The organism is Variovorax sp. 05T418 (assembly GCF_056396385.1).
In genome coordinates this window covers 184,162-201,197 of record NZ_JBFTLJ010000011.1, presented here as the reverse complement: position 1 = coordinate 201,197, position 17,036 = coordinate 184,162, and the positions used below count along the sequence as shown (strand labels likewise).

19 protein-coding genes are annotated in these 17,036 nt (G+C 69.1%); 14 read left to right on the top strand and 5 right to left on the bottom strand.

Annotated elements, in window-relative coordinates; all coding sequences use genetic code 11:
• Positions 1 to 22 precede the first annotated feature (22 nt).
• Together AC1DMS_RS22200 and AC1DMS_RS22195 are read right to left on the bottom strand one after the other, a co-directional pair.
• On the bottom strand, positions 23 to 478 hold the full coding sequence (locus tag AC1DMS_RS22200) for a hypothetical protein (RefSeq protein WP_012745729.1): 456 nt from the start codon (positions 476 to 478) through the stop codon (positions 23 to 25).
• A gap of 20 nt (positions 479 to 498) precedes the next feature.
• Positions 499 to 867 carry a hypothetical protein gene (locus tag AC1DMS_RS22195; protein ID WP_018904099.1) on the bottom strand — a complete coding sequence of 123 codons (369 nt, stop codon included), beginning with the start codon at positions 865 to 867 and terminating at the stop codon, positions 499 to 501.
• A gap of 268 nt (positions 868 to 1,135) precedes the next feature.
• Here AC1DMS_RS22195 and AC1DMS_RS22190 point away from each other — a divergent pair, with 268 nt between their 5' ends.
• Complete coding sequence (locus tag AC1DMS_RS22190; RefSeq protein ID WP_012745727.1) at positions 1,136 to 1,585, top strand: beta/gamma crystallin domain-containing protein; 450 nt, start codon at positions 1,136 to 1,138, stop codon at positions 1,583 to 1,585.
• Positions 1,586 to 1,598: 13 nt separating this feature from the next.
• Here the strand turns inward: AC1DMS_RS22190 and AC1DMS_RS22185 are convergent, their stop codons facing one another.
• Positions 1,599 to 2,996 carry an aminotransferase-like domain-containing protein gene (locus tag AC1DMS_RS22185; protein WP_436299433.1) on the bottom strand — a complete coding sequence of 466 codons (1,398 nt, stop codon included), beginning with the start codon at positions 2,994 to 2,996 and terminating at the stop codon, positions 1,599 to 1,601.
• A 350-nt stretch (positions 2,997 to 3,346) separates the two neighbouring features.
• On the opposite strand from AC1DMS_RS22185, the gene AC1DMS_RS22180 reads away from it, so the two are divergent.
• Genes AC1DMS_RS22180 through AC1DMS_RS22150 form a run of 7 tightly spaced genes read left to right on the top strand, consistent with a single transcriptional unit; the run spans position 3,347 to position 9,143 of the window.
• Complete coding sequence (locus tag AC1DMS_RS22180; protein WP_012745725.1) at positions 3,347 to 3,829, top strand: MSMEG_0572/Sll0783 family nitrogen starvation response protein; 483 nt, start codon at positions 3,347 to 3,349, stop codon at positions 3,827 to 3,829.
• A gap of 15 nt (positions 3,830 to 3,844) precedes the next feature.
• The gene (locus tag AC1DMS_RS22175; RefSeq protein ID WP_012745724.1) at positions 3,845 to 4,897 is read left to right on the top strand and encodes a Nit6803 family nitrilase; all 1,053 of its coding nucleotides are present in this window, start codon (positions 3,845 to 3,847) and stop codon (positions 4,895 to 4,897) included.
• Positions 4,860 to 5,942, top strand: coding sequence for an MSMEG_0568 family radical SAM protein (locus tag AC1DMS_RS22170; RefSeq protein WP_012745723.1), 1,083 nt, complete (start codon positions 4,860 to 4,862; stop codon positions 5,940 to 5,942). The genes AC1DMS_RS22175 and AC1DMS_RS22170 overlap by 38 nt, the downstream gene beginning before the upstream one ends.
• Positions 5,943 to 5,944: 2 nt before the next feature.
• On the top strand, positions 5,945 to 6,505 hold the full coding sequence (locus tag AC1DMS_RS22165) for an MSMEG_0567/Sll0786 family nitrogen starvation N-acetyltransferase (protein ID WP_436287223.1): 561 nt from the start codon (positions 5,945 to 5,947) through the stop codon (positions 6,503 to 6,505).
• On the top strand, positions 6,502 to 7,500 hold the full coding sequence (locus AC1DMS_RS22160) for a sll0787 family AIR synthase-like protein (RefSeq protein WP_436287222.1): 999 nt from the start codon (positions 6,502 to 6,504) through the stop codon (positions 7,498 to 7,500). The genes AC1DMS_RS22165 and AC1DMS_RS22160 overlap by 4 nt, the downstream gene beginning before the upstream one ends.
• Entirely contained in the window at positions 7,491 to 7,775 is a 285-nt protein-coding gene (locus AC1DMS_RS22155; protein ID WP_062363556.1) for an MSMEG_0570 family nitrogen starvation response protein, read from the top strand. The genes AC1DMS_RS22160 and AC1DMS_RS22155 overlap by 10 nt, the downstream gene beginning before the upstream one ends.
• A gap of 36 nt (positions 7,776 to 7,811) precedes the next feature.
• On the top strand, positions 7,812 to 9,143 hold the full coding sequence (locus AC1DMS_RS22150) for an MSMEG_0569 family flavin-dependent oxidoreductase (protein ID WP_012745719.1): 1,332 nt from the start codon (positions 7,812 to 7,814) through the stop codon (positions 9,141 to 9,143).
• 14 nt (positions 9,144 to 9,157) lie between these two features.
• Here AC1DMS_RS22150 and AC1DMS_RS22145 read toward each other — a convergent pair whose 3' ends face one another.
• Positions 9,158 to 9,841, bottom strand: a complete 684-nt coding sequence (locus tag AC1DMS_RS22145) for a LuxR C-terminal-related transcriptional regulator (protein ID WP_012745718.1) — start codon at positions 9,839 to 9,841, stop codon at positions 9,158 to 9,160.
• A 262-nt stretch (positions 9,842 to 10,103) separates the two neighbouring features.
• On the opposite strand from AC1DMS_RS22145, the gene AC1DMS_RS22140 reads away from it, so the two are divergent.
• Both AC1DMS_RS22140 and AC1DMS_RS22135 read left to right on the top strand, forming a co-directional pair.
• Positions 10,104 to 11,429 (top strand): DotU family type IV/VI secretion system protein, encoded by a 1,326-nt coding sequence (locus AC1DMS_RS22140; RefSeq protein ID WP_027730247.1) that lies wholly within the window; start codon positions 10,104 to 10,106, stop codon positions 11,427 to 11,429.
• Between the two features lie 10 nt (positions 11,430 to 11,439).
• On the top strand, positions 11,440 to 12,570 hold the full coding sequence (locus AC1DMS_RS22135; RefSeq protein ID WP_478181835.1) for a type VI secretion system protein: 1,131 nt from the start codon (positions 11,440 to 11,442) through the stop codon (positions 12,568 to 12,570).
• Between the two features lie 26 nt (positions 12,571 to 12,596).
• Here the strand turns inward: AC1DMS_RS22135 and tssJ are convergent, their stop codons facing one another.
• The gene (tssJ, locus tag AC1DMS_RS22130) at positions 12,597 to 13,112 is read right to left on the bottom strand and encodes a type VI secretion system lipoprotein TssJ (protein WP_012745715.1); all 516 of its coding nucleotides are present in this window, start codon (positions 13,110 to 13,112) and stop codon (positions 12,597 to 12,599) included.
• A gap of 71 nt (positions 13,113 to 13,183) precedes the next feature.
• Here tssJ and tssA point away from each other — a divergent pair, with 71 nt between their 5' ends.
• From tssA to AC1DMS_RS22110, 4 genes are all read left to right on the top strand, one after another.
• On the top strand, positions 13,184 to 14,215 hold the full coding sequence (tssA, locus tag AC1DMS_RS22125; protein ID WP_478181834.1) for a type VI secretion system protein TssA: 1,032 nt from the start codon (positions 13,184 to 13,186) through the stop codon (positions 14,213 to 14,215).
• Between the two features lie 70 nt (positions 14,216 to 14,285).
• Positions 14,286 to 14,804 (top strand): type VI secretion system contractile sheath small subunit, encoded by a 519-nt coding sequence (tssB, locus tag AC1DMS_RS22120; protein ID WP_012745713.1) that lies wholly within the window; start codon positions 14,286 to 14,288, stop codon positions 14,802 to 14,804.
• 41 nt (positions 14,805 to 14,845) lie between these two features.
• Positions 14,846 to 16,339: a type VI secretion system contractile sheath large subunit gene (tssC, locus tag AC1DMS_RS22115; RefSeq protein WP_018904086.1), complete on the top strand. Its 1,494-nt coding sequence runs from the start codon at positions 14,846 to 14,848 to the stop codon at positions 16,337 to 16,339.
• Between the two features lie 146 nt (positions 16,340 to 16,485).
• Entirely contained in the window at positions 16,486 to 16,968 is a 483-nt protein-coding gene (locus AC1DMS_RS22110) for an Hcp family type VI secretion system effector (RefSeq protein ID WP_012745711.1), read from the top strand.
• Positions 16,969 to 17,036 lie beyond the last annotated feature (68 nt).

Below are 17,036 nucleotides of genomic sequence, written 5' to 3'. Positions count from 1 at the left end.
TGAAGGCCCGCCCGCCGCGCGCTCACTCCTCGCGCAGGCTGCTGCTGGCGCGCGCGTCGAGCGCCTGCGCGTACGAAGCGGCTTCCTCGGGCGTCATGGAGCCTTCGAGCTCGGCCAGTTCGAGCCGTTCGAAGTCGTAGGAAATCCATTCGAACAGGTGCGACTTGGGCATGTCGTCGAAGCTCTCGCTGTCGCTCCACGACTGCAGCCGCACGGGCGCGCTTTCCAGCAGCAGGCGCAGGTACAACGCGCGCGCAATCTTGATTTCCGCGATCTGGTGCGGATCGTCGATCAGCAGGCGCAGCTGCGCGAGCACCTGCTCGCACTGCTGCACCCGGCGATGCGACTCGCCGATGGCGGCTTCGCAGGACGCGGGACAGTCCGTCCTCGCCTGCCAGGCCTGGTGGAATTCGCGCGTGATCCGGGCATAGGCAAGCTGCTGGAGCCCGTGGAGCGCGCAGTCAAGTTGGCCGTGCATGGCGTTGCACCGAACTCGCCTCAAGCGGGCTTGTTGCCGGCGTCCTCCGCTTCGTCGTCGTTGTCGCCGTCGATTTCTTCTTCTTCCGTGCCGGCAAGCTCGTCGGGCGAGCCCGCGTCCTCGGTGCGGTCCGGCAGGATGTCCGCATCGGGCGCTGACGGCGGAGCGTCCGCCGACGCACGCTCACCGGTGCCCTCGGCATCGGTGCTGCTTTCATGCGAAATGGGAATGGCGCCTTCCGCGGCGTCTTCGGGAATGGCGCTGCGTTCGCGCGAGGTGCGCACGTCGCTTCCGCTGTCGCTCGTGTCGCTGGGGCCCAGGCTGTCGACGTCCGTTCCCTTCGGTTCCTCCGGCGGGCGTTCGCCTCCCAGGATGCTGCTCGTGGCCATGGCTTCCTTCGATGATGAACAAGAAATTGGATGGGTGCGAATCGCCAGACTGGACATCCGCAGCACCGGCCGGCGTAGGAAAGGGGCGCATCCGGGCCGCAGCCATTCGCGGAGATTTGCCGCCCGGCGTTGCGCGCGGCAAACGCCGCCGTCGCGGCGCGGGGACGGGCGCTTGGGCTTTGCTCCTACGCGGCGGGCAGCCGTGGCCGCTAGCCTGAAGAGCCTGCTTTCCCAACCGCAGCAACCACCATCCTCATCCAATGAACCAATGAAGAATTTCCGCTACCTCATGATTGCCGGCGCCGTGGCGCTCGGCGCCTGCTCCCACATGCCCGGTCCCACGCGCTCGGCCGGCCCGACCGCCGCCGCGGACAACCAGCCCGATCCCACGATCCTGCTCGTGCCCGTGCGCATCGAGGACCCCGCGCTGGCCTCGGGCTGCTGGGCCCAGTTCTATACCGGCCGCAACTTCCAGGGCGACATGCTGACGCTGGTGGGACCGGCCGAGGTCCAGAGCATGGACCGCGGCACCGCGCGGCAGCTCAAGCGCGACATCGACAGCGTCAGCGTGGGCCCGCGCGCCACGCTGAAGGTGTACGAGCATGCGATGTTCAAGGACCGCACGGTCGACTTTCCGGCGAACAGCCGCGAGGGCGGCCTGATGCGCAAGCTCGGCTTCGGCGGCCGCATCGAGGCACTGAAGCTCGACTGCGCCTGAGCACGGCCACCGCTCAGCCGCCGCGCAGCGTGGCGTGCGGATGCAGCGGATGCGCGAGCGTGTCGGCAATGAGCCGCAGCGCCTGGTCGCACTGCTCGCGCGACATCGGGCCGCCCAGGCAGATGCGCACCGCCTCGGGCGGATCGCCATCGGTGGAGAAGGCCGCGCTTGCCACCACGCCGACGTTCTGCGTGCGCAGGTAGGAGGCGAACTCCACCGGGCTCCAGCCCGGCGCGAGCGGCAGCCAGGCATGGAAGCCCTCGGGATGCGCCTGCAGCCCGCTGCCGCCCAGATGCCGCGCGGCCAGCGCCTGCCGCGCCATCGATTCGCTGCGCACCGCCTGCAGCATGGCCTCGGCGGTGCCGTCCTCGACCCACAGCGTGGTCAGTGCATTGGTGATGGGCGAGGCCATCACGGTGGTCGCGCGCATCGCGCCAGCCAGGCGCTGCGACTGGACCACGGTGGGCGAGCACACGTAGGCGCTGCGCAGGCCCGCGCCAAAGCATTTGGAGAATCCGCTCACGTAGTAGGTGAGGCCGGGCGCCAGCGTGGCGAGCGCGGCCGGCGTCTGGCGCGGCAGCATGCCGTAGGCGTCGTCCTCGATGATCGGCACCGCATAGCGCAGCGCCACGTCGGCCAGCGCCTCGCGCCGCGCGCGGGGCACCGTGCCCGCGGTCGGATTCAGCAGCGTGGGGTTGCAATAGAGCGCCTTGGGCTTGAGCGTCCTGCAGGCGTGCTCGAAGGCATCGGCAATGGGGCCGTCCTCATCGAGCTGCAGCGCATGCAGCTGCACGCCCAGCTGCGCCGCGATGGCCTTCACGCCCGGATAGGTGAGCGACTCCACGCAGATCAGCTCGCCCGGCCGCGCGAGCTGCGAGAACAGCGCCGTGAGCACGCCGTGGATGCCCGGGCACACGAGGATGCGGTCGATGCCCGCGTCGGGCACGAAGGGCCGCAGCCAGTGCATCGCGGCCTCGCGGTCGTGCGCGGTGCCGCCGAAGTCCTGGTAGCGCAGCAGGTCGTGCAGGTTGGCCTCGGCGAAGGCGCGGCTCGCGCTGTCGTGCAGCCGCGCCATCAGGTGCGGGTCGTCAGGCTCGGGCGGCATGTTCATGGTCATCTCGGCGCCGCTGCCGCCGCGCAGCCGCAGGCTCGGGCTGCCCGAGCGGACGAAGGTGCCGGTGCCGGCGCGCGAATCGATCAGGCCGCGCTTGCGCGCCTCGGCATAGCCGCGTGCCACCGTCGTGTAGTTGAGCTCCAGCTCGGCCGCGAGCTCGCGCAGGGTGGGCAGCCGGTCGCGCACGGCGAGGCGGCCGGTCTTGATGTCGTCGGCAATCAATTCCGCCAGCAGCAGGTAGGCCGGCTTGGCGGTGTTGCGCAGCTGCTTGCGCCAGTGGGCGGTGATCGTGGTCATCGGCAAAGTTGATCGCATCCATTGATTGCATCGGGCCACCGATCAGGCACGCAGGAATCGCGCCCGCTCCAGAGGGGCCGCACGCCTCGATCAGGTGCGATCAACCCCGTTGATCGGGTGCATTGATCGCATGGCGGATGCGTCTTCCCGGTGCAGGCGGGGCCGCGCCGGCCGCCTTGGCCGAGGGGTTTTCGTGCGGCCGAAAAAAGTTTTCGGGCGTGCAGGCCGCATCCCGGCGAATTGATCGCGCATTGATCGCACGCGCCGCGCCGGGCGCTGGCACATCGCCTGCAAAGAGAAAGGCACGCAAGACCTGCGTTCATCCTCTTTTTCTTCAACCGGAGTACCCCATGCCCAAAGTCACCCGCCCCCGCAACGAGAAAGGCGAGTTCCTCGTCGACTACGAAGAGAAGGTGTTCGAAGACGTCAAGGCCGAGCCCGGCGAGAAGGCGCTCGTCACCTTCCACACGGTGGCCTTCGAGGGCTCGATCGGCTTCGTGAACCTGCTGCAGGCCACGCGCCTCAGGCGCAAGGGCTACGAGACCTCGGTGCTGCTGTACGGCCCCGGCGTGACGCTGGGCGTGCAGCGCGGCTTTCCGACGCTGGGCGACGAGGCCTTTCCGGGTCACCAGAACTTCAACAAGCAGATCGGCAAGTTCATGGAGGAAGGCGGCAAGGTGTATGCGTGCCGCTTCGCGCTGCAGGCGCTGTACGGCCACGGCGAGGGCGCGCTGATCGAGGGCATCACGCCGATCAACCCGCTCGACGTGCTGGACCTCGTGCTGCTGCACAAGAAGGCCGGCGCCGTGATCCTCGACACCTGGACCCTGTAAGGCAGGACCCGAGCGATGGCTTCCCCACCCCGCATCGTGCGTGCCGCGGCGATCCAGATCGCGCCCGACTTCGACCGGCCCGACGGCACGCTCGAGCGGGTGTGCAGCGCCATCGACGAGGCCGCGGCCAAGGGCGTGCAGCTGGCAGTCTTTCCCGAGACCTTCGTGCCCTACTACCCCTACTTCAGCTTCGTGCTGCCGCCGGTGCTGCAGGGCGCGCCGCACCTGCGGCTGGCGGAGCGCGCGGTGGTGGTGCCGGGTCCGGTCACGCAGGCCGTGGCCGAGCGCGCGCGGCATCACGGCATGGTCGTGGTGCTGGGCGTGAACGAGCGCGACCACGGCAGCCTCTACAACACGCAGCTGGTGTTCGATGCCGACGGCACGCTGGTGCTCAAGCGCCGCAAGATCACGCCGACGTACCACGAGCGCATGGTCTGGGGCCAGGGCGACGGCGCCGGCCTCAAGGTGGTCGACACGGCCGTCGGCCGCGTCGGCGCGCTGGCCTGCTGGGAGCACTACAACCCGCTCGCGCGCTACGCCCTGATGGCGCAGCACGAGGAGATCCACTGCGCGCAGTTCCCGGGCTCGCTGGTGGGCCCGATCTTCGCGGAGCAGATGGAAGTGACCATCCGCCACCACGCGCTGGAGTCGGGCTGCTTCGTGGTCAACGCCACCGGCTGGCTCAGCGACGAGCAGATCCGCAGCGTGACGCCCGACGCCAACCTGCAGAAGGCGCTGCGCGGCGGCTGCCACACCGCCATCGTGTCGCCAGAGGGCAAGCACCTTGCGCCGCCGCTCATCGAGGGCGAAGGCATGGTGGTGGCCGATCTCGACATGGCGCTGATCGCCAAGCGCAAGCGAATGATGGATTCGGTCGGCCACTACGCGCGGCCCGAGCTGCTGTCGCTCGCCATCAACGACCGGCCGGCGCAGACCACCGTGCCGATGCATCCCACGCAACCCCTCGCTCAACGGAGCCCCGACCATGACCACCATCACCACGACGACCCCGCCGGACAGCCGGCAGCTGATGACCGAGCTCCAGTCCTTCGGGTTGCGGCTGGTTGATCCTTCGGCCGGCGTGGCAAGCCGCCGCGGCGGCGCGGGCCCGTCAGACCACAAGGCCGTGACGGTGGACGGCCACACGATCATGGTGCCGGTCCACACTTCGAGCGCCTGGCATTCGCCGTTCACGGCCGAGGCGCCCGATGCGCGGGGCGTGAGCCGCGTGATGCGCGGCAGCATTCCCATTGCGAGCATCAGCTTTCCGAAGCAGCCGCGCTTCTATGCGATGCAGACCTTCGACGGCGTGCCCTATTCGCACATTGCCACGCTGCACGGCAGCGACGTGCTCGCCACCACGGTGCTGCAGAGCTGCATCCGCTACGAGAGCCGCAAAAAGAGCTGCAAGTTCTGCGCGATCGGCCAGTCGCTCGCGGCCGGCCGCACCATCGCGCGCAAGACGCCCGAGCAGCTGGCCGAAGTGGCGCGCGCGGCCGTGCTGCTCGACGGCGTGAAGCACATGGTGATGACCACCGGCACGCCCAACGCCACCGACCGCGGCGCGGCCATCCTCTGCGAGAGCGCCTTCGCGATCAAGGCCGCGGTCGACCTCCCGATCCAGGGCCAGTGCGAGCCGCCCGACGACGACCAGTGGTTCCACCGCATGAAGGCCGCGGGCATCGACACGCTGGGCATGCACCTGGAGGTGGTCACGCCCGAGGTGCGCGAACGCATCATGCCGGGCAAGGCCAGCGTGCCGGTCTCGCGCTACATGAGCGCCTTCGAGGCGGCCGTGCGCGTGTTCGGGCGCGGCCAGGTCAGCACCTACATCCTGGCCGGGCTGGGCGACACGCGCGAGGCCATCCTGGACACCTGCGACCAGCTGCTCGCACGCGGCGTGTACCCCTTCGTCGTGCCCTTCGTGCCGATCAGCGGCACGCCGCTCGAGGACCATCCGGCACCGTCTCCGGAATTCATGAAGTCGCTGCTGGCCCCGCTGGGCGAGCGCGTGGTGGCCGCGGGCCTGCGCTCGGCCGACATCAAGGCGGGCTGCGGCAAGTGCGGCGCCTGCTCGTCGCTGTCGATCTACGAAAAAGAAAGCGAAAGCTGACCATGCTGTGCATCGACGACCTCAGCGGGCTCGACCCGCACTACGCGCCGGTCGAATACCTGGTGCGCGAAGCGGCGCAGCAGTGGGAGCGCGACGAAGCCATGGCGCTGCGCCGTGCGGTGTTCTGCATCGAGCAGGGCATCTTCGCGCGCGACGACCGCGACGCGATCGACGGCCATGCGCGGCTGCTGGTCGCCATGTCGTGCAACGGCGGCATGCCCGAGCAGGTGGTGGGCACGGTGCGCATCCACCGCGGCGAGGCGCCGGGCGAATGGTGGGGCTCGCGCCTTGCGGTGCATCCCGCGTTCCGCAGCCAGGGCCACCTGGGCGCCACGCTGATACGGCTCGCGGTGTCGCGCGCCAACGCGCTGGGCTGCGATGCGTTCTTCGCGCAGGTGCAGATGCAGAACGTGCCGCTGTTCCAGAAGCTCGGCTGGAAGATGCTCGATGAAAGCGCCATCCACGGCCGTCCGCATGCGCGCATGCAGGCGGGGCTCGCTTTCTACCCGCCCTGCCACGACCCGGTGAGCGGCTTCGTCACGCGCGCGAAGGTGCTGTCATGACGACGGCCCACGACATTGCCGAAGCCCTGCGCGCCACGCGCGGCTTCGCCCACAAGCGCGACATCAGCGACGTGGTGTCGGCGCTCGGCCGGTCGCTGCCCGGTGGCCATGCCGCGCTCGCGCAGGCCGTGCCCATCGGCGACGACTGCGCGGCCATTCCCGACGGCCATGGCGGCTACCTGCTGTTCGCGATCGAAGGCATGGTGGAAGACTTCATCGTGCGCATGCCGTGGTTCGCGGGCTACTGCGGCGTGATGGTCAACGTGAGCGACATCTATGCGATGGGCGGCCGCCCCACAGCCGTGGTCGATGCGCTGTGGAGCACCGGCATGCACCCGGCCGACGAGGTGCTGCGCGGCATGGCGGAAGCCTCGGTGCGCTACGGCGTGCCGGTGGTGGGCGGCCACAGCAACAACCGCAGCGAGCGGCCGCAGCTCGCGGTTGCGATTCTCGGCCACGCACGCAAGCTGCTCACCAGCTTCGACGCCAGGCCCGGCGACCTGCTGGTGATGGCGGCCGACCTGCGCGGCGCCTACGAGGAGCCCTTTCCCTACTGGAACGCGTCGACCACGGCGCCGGCCGCGCGGCTACGCGCGGACCTCGAACTGCTGCCCTCCATTGCGGAAGGGGGCCTGTGCCGCGCCGCGAAGGACATCAGCATGGCCGGCGCGGTCGGCACCGCGATGATGCTGCTGGAGTGCTCGGGCGTGGGCGCGCGCATCGACCTCGATGCACTGCCCAGGCCCGGCGGCGTGCCGCTGCTGCGCTGGCTTTCTTCTTTTCCGAGCTACGGATTCGTGCTCAGCGTGGCGCCTTCGCAGGTTGCGCCGGTGCTCGGCCGCTTTGCCGCGCGCGACATCGCCTGCGCGGTGGTCGGCGAGGTCGATGCGACGCGGCAGGTGCGGCTGCAGGCCGGCGGCGACGAGGCCCTGCTGTGGGACTTCGGCCGCGATGCCTTCATCCAGCCGCCGCAGGAGGCGCTCGCATGCCCGTGATGCACTTCCAGGTGCGTTGGCCCGACGCCAGCGAAACGCGCTGCTACTCGCCCTCTTCCGTGGTGCAGGATTTCTTCGCGCCCGGCGAGCGCTATGCGCTCGAAGACTTCCTGCAGCGCTCGCGCGAGGCCTTGGGCATCGCCTCCGAACGCGTGCGCGCCAAGTACGGCTTCGCGTGCTCGCAGGCCATGGACCAGCTCGCCGAGATCGAGCGCATCGCCGCCCGCTTCACCGGCGCCGACGATGCCCAAGTCACCGTCGTCGCCTTCGATTGACGCCCCCCGCATCCAGAGAGAAAGAAAGAAGACCCCATGTCCTATCCATTTGGCGGACGCAGCCACTACAGCGTCATCGTCGTCGGCGGCGGCCAGGCCGGCCTGTCGCTGAGCCACTGCCTGCAGCAGCGCGGCATCGACCACCTCGTGATCGAGAAGCGCAGCCTGGTGCACAGCTGGCGCACGCAGCGCTGGGATTCGTTCTGCCTGGTCACGCCCAACTGGCAGTGCCAGCTGCCGGGCTGGGCCTACCGCGGCGGCGATCCGCACGGCTTCATGGTCAAGGACCAGATCAACGAATGGCTCGCGGGCTTCGTCGCGCAGGTGAAGGCGCCGGCCATCGAGGGCGTGACCGTCGAGCGCGTGGCGCGCGTGCCAGGCACGGGCGAGCGCGACCGCTTCATGGTGCAGACCGACGCCGGCCTCTACACCGCCGACCAGGTGGTGGTGGCCTCCGGCGGCTACCACCGCCCGATCGTGCCGCGCCTGGCCGAGAAGCTGCCGCCGCACGTGGTGCAGTACCACTCGGCGCAGTACCGCAACCCGGCGCAGTTGCCCGAAGGGGCGGTGCTGGTGGTGGGTTGCGGCCAGTCGGGTTCGCAGATCGCCGAGGACCTGCACCTGGCCGGGCGCAAGGTGTACCTTGCCACCGGCGATGCGCCGCGCTGCGCGCGCTTCTACCGCGGCCGCGAGGTGGTCGACTGGCTCGCCGACATGAAGTACTACGACATGCCCGTGACCGAGCATCCGCTGCGCGAGGGCGTGCGCGACAACACCAACCACTACGTGACCGGCCGCGACGGCGGGCGCGACATCGACCTGCGGCGCTTCGCGCTCGAAGGCATGGAGCTGTACGGCCTGCTGACCGGCCTGGGCGGCGACGGCACGCTGGAGTTCCAGCCCAACCTGCGCGAGCACCTGGACAGCGCCGACGCCACCTACAACCGCATCAACGCGTCGATCGACAAGTTCATTGCCTCCCGGGGCATCGAGGCGCCGCCGCCCTCGGTCTACACGCCGGTGTGGGAGCCGCCCGAGGAGCGCACGCGCCTGAGCCTTGCCGAGGCGGGCATCGCGAGCGTGCTCTGGTGCATCGGCTTCTCGCCCGACTTCGATTGGGTGGATGCGCCGGTGTTCAACGGCCGCGGCGCGCCGGTGCACCAGCGCGGCGTGACGGGCGTGCCGGGGCTCTACTTCCTGGGGCTGCCCTGGCTGCACACCTGGGGATCGGGCCGCTTCTCGGGCGTGGCGCGCGATGCGGAGTTTCTTGCCGAGGCGATCGAGGAGAGAAAGAAGGCGGCGGCGGCCGGCCGAGCCGATGTGCAGGAGGAGGAACCGGCCGGCACCGGGCTGCGCGCTGCAGCCTGAGTTCAGGCCCGGGCTCAGGCCTGCTGCGCCTCGGTCAGCGCCTGCGCGGCCACCACGGCCTCGGTGCGGTTGCGCACGTTGAGCGCGCGGAAGATGGCCGCCAGGTGGATCTTGACGGTGCCTTCGCTGATGCCCAGGCTGCGGCCGATGAGCTTGTTGGGCTTGCCCTGCGAGAGCAGTTGCAGCACCTCGACCTGGCGCTCGGTGAGCACGCTGCGCAGGTGCTCGAGCGTCTGCGAAGAAGCGCCTGCGGAGCGCGCATCGCCGTTCTGCGTGGGCGCCACGCCGGCCACGATGCCGGGCGGCAGCGCCGTGAGCATCATGGGCGGCACGTACACGCCGCCGGCCAGCACCAGCCGCACGGCCGACAGCATGACCTCGGGCGAGTAGGCCTTGGGAATGAAGCCGAGCACGCCGCGCTCGAGCGCGCTGCGCATGATGGCCGGGTCTTCGTAGCCCGAGAGCACGATGACCGGCACGGCCGGATGGCGGCGGCGGATTTCGTCGATGTGCGCCTGGCCGTCGGCGCCGGGCATGTTGAGGTCGATCAGGGCCAGGTCGAGCTCGTCGGTGGCGCCGGCAAGCAATTCGTCGACGCTCATCGCCAGGACGAACTCGATGCCGGGCCCCAGCTCCGACAACTTGGCCTTGACCGCCTCGATGACGAGCCGGTGGTCGTCGGCGATCAGAATTTTCATGGCATGTCCTAGTGTCCCGGGTGTCCCAGCGTGCGTGCATTGAACTCAGCGGAAGCCGAAGATACCGGCGATTGCCCCGCACAGCAAGCCGGTTTGCCCGACGAACGGCATAGTCCCCAAGCGATATGGCGCCCGCCGCCCGGCGTTCGGAAGATGGAATCCTTACTCGAAGGAACCGGGGACATGGGGATGTGCCATCGCAGCAGACGCCGGTGCAAGGCATCCTCCGCAACGCAGGCGCGGTGAGCGGGCGCGGTCATCCATGCTCCGGCTGCTCGACTGTTTTTCCGCATTCGTCTCCTTCGGCCTCGCCCTCGACGCATCGATCGCGGCCGGCCGCGCCGCGCCGCCCTCGCACGCTGCCGCGCAGCAACAGGCGCGCCGGCTGCTCGACGCGGCGCGCGCCTGCGCATCGGGCCAGCCCGCCGCGCAGGTCGAATCGGCGGTCTTTGCGATGGTGGCCTGGATCGACGAGATCCTGGCGCGCCATCCCGGTGCGGCCGCGGGCGCGGCGCCGCTGCAGGTGCAGCTGTTCAACTCGAACAACGCCCACAGCGAGTTCTTCCACCACCTGTCGGCGCTGGGCGCCGAGGACGACGAGCTGCGCGAGGTCTACTGGCATGCGCTGGTGCACGGCTTCAAGGGCCAGTACTACTTCGAGAGCGACGACCGCGGCGAGCTCGGCAAGCTGAAGGAGCTGCACGGCCACCAGCTGCGGCAGAGGCCCCTGGCGCTCGGCAGCCTGGTGCAGGACCGCATCACGCCGCAGCCCTATGGCGTGGCGGATCCGCCGGGCCCGCACGACCTGCACCGCCGCGACCGCAGCCTGCTGCGCGCGCTCGGGGCGCTCGCGCTGCTGCTGCCGCTGCTCTATCTGCTGTGGTGGCAGTGGCCGGCCGGGCTGCACGCGGGCGAGCCGGGACCGGCGCAGCGCATCGAGCAGCATCTTCAAGGCTATGCATGCGCCGATCTCTCGGCTTCGGCCGACAAGGGCGGCAGGCTGCACGTGAGCGGCTTCGTCTCGCTGCCGGCCGACCTCGAGCGGGTGGAGCGCGAGGTGGCCGGCCTGCTGCCCGATGGCGGCTCGCCCACCTTCGACGTCAGGCTGCGCGTGTGGCCCCACTGCGAGGTGTTCGCCATCCTGAAGCCCTACCAGCTGCGCAACCGCGAGAAGGCCCTCGGACTGGACGTGACGGCCGTGACGGCCCGCAACGGCCGGCTGCGCGAAGGAGACGACGTGCGCATGCAGGTGGCCGCGCCCCGGCACGACAGCTACCTGTGGGTCGACTACTACACCGCCGACGGTTCGGTCATGCACCTGAACACAGGCCAGCCGATGCGGCTGCGCGCCGGCGAGAAGCTCGAGCTGGGCCGCGACATCCCGGCGAGCTGGCTGGTGGGCCCGCCCTTCGGCACCGTGCTGGTCACGGCGCTCTCGTCCCCCACGCCGCTCGACGGCGCGGCCGACCGGCCGCCCTACGAACTCGCTTCGGCCTACCTGCTGCGGCTGCGCGAGGTGCTCGCGGCCAACAAGGGCAACGAGCGGCTGCTTGCCGATTTCGAGTTCCTCGAGACCACTGCACGTTGAAAGCCGCAGCATGCCCGCCGCGTTGTTGCCTGCCCATTTCTTCTGGCTCCTGCTCGCGCTGTGCCTGGCCGGCTTTGCGCTGCTGTACGCCGCGGTCCGTGACGCGGGCCGCGGTGCGCGCCGCCGCGCGCTGCGCCGGCGCATTGCCGCACTCGGCCCGCCGGCGGCCGAAGCCGACGAAGCCGCGATCGAAGCCATGAGGGAGGCCATGAGGAAAGCCATGTCGCACGCACGCCAGCTCCTGCGCCAGCCATCGTGCCAGCAAGCCGCGCCGGTGCCCTGGTTTCTCTTTCTCGGCGATGCGGCGGCCAACCTGCCGGGGCTGCTGGCGGCGGCGCATGCCGAGCACCTGGCACCTTCGGGCAGCGAGCCTTTCGGCGAACCCTACTGGCGCTGGTGGCTCACCGGCTCGATGACGGCCATCGAGCTGCACCCGAGCGCCGTCAGCGACGTGGCCGCGGCGCCGCACACGCGTGCGCTGTGGCTCCAGGCGCTCCTCGCACTGGCCGAGCGGCGCGACCGCGTGCCGATCAACGGCGTGGTGGCCTGCGTGGCGGCGAGCGAACTGCTGCACCCGTCCAGCGCAGGCATGAAGCCGCTGGCCGGCAGGATGCGCCGGCTGCTCGACGAGGCCGCGGACACCCTGCGCCTGCAGCTGCCGGTCTACCTGGTCGTGACCGGCCTGGAGCAGCTGGCCGGCTATGCCACGCTGCGCGGTGCGCTGCCGCCCGAGGTGCTCGCACAGGTGATCGGCCATCGCCTGGCCGGGCCGGCCGCCCACGGCGAAACCGCGGCCGACCGGCTCGATGCCCTGTTCGATCCCATGGCGCGCCAGCTGCATGCGCTGCGCATGGCGCTGCTGCGCGAACAGCCGGGCGCATCGGGCCGGCTCGCGATCCATGAGTTCATCGAGGCGCTGCGGGCGCTGCAGCCCGCATTGCGCGAAGTGGCCGAGGCCCTGTTCGAAAGCCATGGCCGCGGCTCGCGCGGCCCGCGATGGCGCGGCCTCTATGTGACGGCTGCCGCATCGGGTGCGGCCGGCGGCGCCTTCGTGACCGACCTGTTCGAGCGCTTCCTGCCCGCCGACCAGCCGCTCGCGCGGCCCGGCCGCGCGCAGAACGCCAGCGCGGCGAAGGCGTGAATGAGCGGCCCGCAGGCGGGCCGGGTTTATTTGCTGCTGTCGATGCGGATCTGCCGCGCGCCGAAGGTCACGGTGAGCGTCTGCGGCTTGCCGGGCTCCACGGCGCGCACTTCGCGCCAGCGCGCACGGTCGAGATCGCGGAACGCGGCCATCACGCCAATGGCCTTGGCATCGGCCGGCAGCGTGAGGTCGAGCTTTCTGCTTTCGCCGGGGCGCAGCAGCATCTCTTCGCGCTGCACCAGCTCGGCGCCGAGCGTGGCCTGGTCCTTTTCGAACAGCGAGAAGAAGTCGGCCCCTTCGAAGGGGCCGGGCGACTTCAGCGCATAGATGCGCACCGTGAGCGGCGATGCGCGGCCGCGCGCATCGGGGTTGGCATCGGCACCGGCTGCGAGCGTGATCGACACCGGCGTGACCACGGGCTTGCTTGCGCAGCCTGCGATCAGGGCACCGGTCAATGCGAGGCCCGAGGCCAATGCAACGCGCCGCGAGACCGCAGCAAAAGAGCGTCCATAGGACGAATGGTGTGTACCCAGCGTGCGCATGCTATTCCCTTCGTTGCATTGACCGGTTCGGACGCATCTTTGATTATCACCAGCCAACTCGAACAGGCAACATGCTGACCACCGAACTTGTCGAAGCCCTGCTCACGCCCATCGGCGAGGCCTCGCCGTGCGGCGACGATCTGGAGTACGACGCGGCCTTTACCGCGCTCACCACCGCAGCGCAGGGCAAGCCCGAGCAGCAGTTCGGCGACACCGTCATCCCCGCGGTGGAGCCGGAGTGGCGCGAGGTGGCCGAACAGTCCGATGCGATCCTGCGCCGCAGCAAGGACGTGCGCGCCGCCGTGCTGCTGCTGCGTGCTTCCACGCGGCTGCAGGGACTTGCCGGTTTCGTTGCCGGGCTCGAACTGCTCACCCGCCTGCTCGACAACTTCTGGGACGGCATACATCCAAAGCTCGATGCCGAGGACGACAACGATCCGACCATGCGCCTGAACGCGCTCGCACCGCTCGGCGACGAGACGATGGTCCTGCGCGACCTGTACGACGCGCAGGTGGGCGTGGCACCCGGCGTGGGCGCGATCCGCGTGCGCGACATCGCGGTAGCCAACAACGCATTGAATGCGGTGGGCGGTGAAGCCACCTATTCGCCGGCACAGATCCAGGGCGGCCTCGAAGCGCTGCATGCCGAGCGGCCCGAGCTGATCCAGGCCGCCATCGGCGTGCCCGGCGGGGTCGAGAAGCTGCAGGCCCTGCTGGTGGAGCGCACCGGCCGCTCCGACGCGATCGACCTCTCCCCGCTGCGCGCCATCGGCCGCATGCTGCAGAAGGCGTGCAGCGCTGCCATCGGTGCGCCCGAAGAAGCCGGCACCGCCGAAGAGGCGCAAGGCGATGTGCCGCAGGCCGGCGGCGCGCCGCGGCCCGCTGCCGTGCGCGGCGAGATCCAGAGCCGGCAGGACGCGCTGCAGATGCTGGACCGCGTGATCCGCTTTCTCGAGCAGACCGAGCCCGGCAACCCCGCGCCGCTCCTGATCGAGCGCGCCAAGAAGCTCATCGGCGTGAGCTTTCTCGAAATCATGGCCAACCTCGCGCCCGGCGCGCTGGACACGATCGAGACCGTGACCGGCAAGCGTCCGTCCGAGTAGCCGGCTTTTCCCTTTCCTTTTTTTTCCTGTTGATCGAACCGCCCCATCTACCCCCGCAAGGAGCATCGCCATGGCCAAGAGCAGTCAGAAATTCATCGCCCGCAACCGGGCGCCACGCGTGCAGATCGAGTACGACGTGGAACTCTACGGCGCCGAGAAGAAGATCCAGCTGCCCTTCGTGATGGGCGTGCTGGCCGACCTGTCGGGCAAGCCGGCCGATCCGCTCGCGCCCGTGGCCGACCGCAAGTTCCTCGAGTTCGACGTGGACAACTTCGACTCGCGCATGAAGGCCATGAAGCCGCGCGCCGCCTTCGCGGTGGAGAACTCGCTGACCGGCGAAGGCGAGCTCAAGGTCGAGCTCACCTTCGAGAACATGGAAGATTTCTCGCCCGCCGCCGTGGCCAGGAAGGTCGGCGCGCTCGACAAGCTGCTCGAGGCGCGCACCCAGCTGTCGAACCTCGTGACCTACATGGACGGCAAGAACGGCGCCGAGGAACTGCTGGCCAAGGTGCTCGAGGACCCGGCCCTGCTGCAGTCGCTGGCGGCCACCGCCAAGCCCGACGACGAAGCGGCCAAGCCGGCCGCCTGATCCCCCACACCCGACACACCGGACCCCCGAGGAGAACCACCATGGCCGAAGCACTCGAGCAGAGCGCACTGAAGGATGTCGCCTATGCGGGCAGCGATTTTTCGTCGCTCCTGCAAAAGGAATTCAAGCCGCGCAGCGACGAAGCCAAGAGCGCCGTCGAAGCCGCGGTGCTCACGCTCGCGCAGCAGGCGCTGAGCAACAGCACCGTCATCGGCAAGGACGTGACCAAGTCGATCCAGTCGATGATCGCCGCGATCGACGCCAAGCTGACCGACCAGGTCAACAAGATCATCCACCACCCCGACTACCAGAAGCTCGAGAGTGCGTGGCGCGGCCTGCACTACATGGTGAACAACACCGAGACCGACGAGCACCTGAAGATCCGGGTGATGGACATCTCGAAGACGGACCTTGCCAAGAGCCTGAAGAAGTTCAAGGGCGCGGCCTGGGACCAGAGCCCGATGTTCAAGAAGATCTACGAGCAGGAATACGGCCAGTTCGGCGGCGAGCCCTTCGGCGCGCTGGTGGGCGACTACCACTTCGACCAGAGCCCGCCCGACATCGAGCTGCTGGGCGAGATGTCCAAGATCGCCGCCTCGGCGCATGCGCCCTTCATCACCGGCGCGAGCCCCAACCTGATGCAGATGGAGTCGTGGCAGGAGCTCGCCAACCCGCGCGACCTGACCAAGATCTTTCTCACGCCCGAGTACGCCGGCTGGCGGTCGCTGCGCGACTCCGACGACGCCAAGTACCTGGGCCTGTGCATGCCGCGCTTCCTGGCGCGCACGCCCTACGGCGCCAACACCAATCCGGTGGAGGAGTTCGACTTCGAGGAAGACACCGCGGGCGCCGACCACAGCAAGTACGCCTGGGCCAACGCAGCCTATGCAATGGCCACCAACATCAACCGCTCCTACAAGCTCTACGGCTGGGGTTCGCGCATCCGCGGCATCGAATCGGGCGGCGCGGTGGAGAACCTGCCGCTGCACACCTTCCCGAGCGACGACGGCGGCGTGGACCAGAAGTGCCCGACCGAGATCGCCATCAGTGACCGGCGCGAAGCCGAGCTGTCGAAGGCCGGCCTGCTTTCGCTGATCCACCGCAAGAACTCCGACTTCGCGGCCTTCATCGGTGCGCAGTCGCTGCACAAGCCGGCCGAGTACGACGACCCGGACGCCACGGCCAACGCCAACCTGGCGGCGCGCCTGCCCTACCTCTTTGCCTGCAACCGCTTCGCGCACTACCTGAAGTGCATCGTGCGCGACAAGGTCGGCAGCTTCAAGGAGCGCGACGACATGCAGCGCTGGCTCAACAAATGGATCATGAACTACGTGGACGGCGACCCCGTCAACTCCTCCGAAGAGACCAAGGCCAGGAAGCCCCTGGCCGCGGCCGAGGTGGTGGTGGAAGAGGTCGAGGGCAACCCCGGCTACTACACCTCCAAGTTCTTCCTGCGCCCGCACTACCAGCTCGAAGGCCTCACGGTGTCGCTGCGGCTGGTGTCGAAGCTGCCCTCGGCCAAGGGCGGCAAGTAGCAACGGGCGGCATATGCCGTCGGGGGGCCTTTGAAAACGGGGCCCATTGCTCGTTCTCTCCATAGCTCCCGGGCACCACCGCCGACCAGGCACCGCACGGAAGCCCTTTTTTTCTCTGACTCGCACACAACTGAAAGGTAAGCATCATGGCTGCAGACATGTTTTTGAAGCTCGAGGGCGTCGACGGTGAATCCAAGGACGATTCGCACAAGAAGGAGATCGACGTTCTCTCCTGGAGCTGGGGTGCCAGCCAATCGGGCACCGGCCACGTGGGCGGCGGCTCGGGCGCAGGCAAGGTGAGCGTGCAGGACCTCTCGGTCACCAAGTACGTGGACTCCTCCTCGCACCTGCTGCTGCTCGACTGCTGCAATGGCCAGCACATCAAGAAGGGCACGCTGGTGGTCCGCAAGGCCGGGGCCACGCCGCTCGAGTACATCAAGCTCACGATGGAAGACATCATCGTCAGCAACATCCACACCGGCGGCAGCGGCGGCGAAGACCGCCTGACCGAGACCATCACGCTGAACTTCTCGAAGTTCAAGTACGAGTACACGCCGCAGAAGGCCGACGGTTCCGGCGACGGCACCAAGGAAACCGGCTGGGACATCGCCGCCAACAAGAAGGTCTGAGGCGCCTTGCGCCAACGGCCGCCCGGTGGACGGCGGCCGCCCCTTGATTGACCTTCCAGCCGGAGAGA